Annotated in this window: 2 protein-coding genes; both read right to left on the reverse strand. The window is 62.7% G+C overall.

The genetic code is table 11. The features are described from left to right. Positions 1–778: ABC transporter ATP-binding protein (locus AC1DVR_RS23400; protein ID WP_478003027.1), on the reverse strand; the 778-nt coding region annotated here is incomplete at its 3' end. Positions 779–797: 19 nt separating this feature from the next. Beyond that, positions 798–1,259 (reverse strand): ABC transporter permease (locus tag AC1DVR_RS23405; protein WP_478003028.1); only part of this gene is annotated, 462 nt, incomplete at its 5' end.

A 1,259-nucleotide genomic window follows, 5' to 3' on the forward strand; every position in this document is an offset into this window, starting at 1 on the left:
GCGCAGCGCCGTGCACCTCGGCCGACAGGATGTTGGTTTCCCCCAGGAATTTCGCCGCAAAGAGCGAAACGGGGTGGAAATATAGCTCGTCCGGCGTGCCCAGTTGTTCGATCCGGCCCTGGTTCATCAGCACGATCCGCGAGGACAGGATCATCGCCTCGTCCTGGTCATGGGTYACATAGACGAAGGTCGTGCCAGTTTCCTGCTGGATGCGCCGCAGTTCGGCCAGCATGTGGTGGCGAATCTTGAGATCCAGCGCGGCCAATGGTTCGTCCAGAAGCAGAAGCTGCGGTTCGTTGGCCAAAGCGCGGGCGAGGGCGACGCGCTGCGACTGGCCGCCCGACAGCTCGTGAATCCACCGCGTTGCCATTGTCTCCATCTGCACCATCGACAACATCTGGTCGACGCGCTCGTTGATCCGCGCCGCGGGCCATTTCTTCAGCCGCAAGCCGAAGGCCACGTTGTCGAATACATCGAGGTGTGGGAACAGGGCATAGCGCTGGAAGACCATATTGATCGGGCGTTTTTCCGGCGGCATGCGGCGCATGTCGGCGCCGCGCAGCAGCAGGGAGCCTGCGGTCACATCCTCGAAACCCGCGATGATGCGCATCAGTGTGGTCTTGCCGCAGCCCGAGGGCCCGAGGAAGGTCAGGATCTCGCCCTCACGCACGTCCAGGTCGATCCCGTGCAGAGCGGTGAAGGCGCCAAAGCTCTTCTGCAGACCCCGCGTGGAAACGATCGAGGCGGGTTCTGGCGCGCGGTCGGGTTGGGTGGCCATGGGCGTCTCCATTCAAGAGCTATTCGGTTTCGGCGCGGCGCGCGCGGGCGCGGCGGCGTTGCATCAGGAAGAACAGTCCGCCCACCAGCAGGGCCGAGAGCGACAACGCCATCGCCAGAACCGAAGCCGCATTGATCGTCGGGTTCACGGTGCGCCGCATCATCGACAGGATGTAGAAGGGCAACGTGTTTTTTTCGCCCACGACGAAGACGGTGATCACCACTTCGTCGAAAGAGAGTGCGAAGGAGAGGAGCATCCCCCCCATCAGCGTTGGAAACAGGATCGGCAGGGTAACCAGCCGGAAAGTGGCCAGAGGGCTGGCGCCCAGGTCACGCGCCGCCTCTTCGAGGCTAGCATCGAAATAGGCAACACGCGAGCGGACGGTTTCGATGAAGAAGGGCAGGGTCAGAAGCGTGTGCGCCAATGTCACTGTCCAGAGCGAGCGGTAGATTCCCAGCCGCTCGAACAAAGCCAGGAGTGC

The sequence above is a fragment of the Rhodobacter sp. P2_H5 genome, assembly GCF_056403335.1.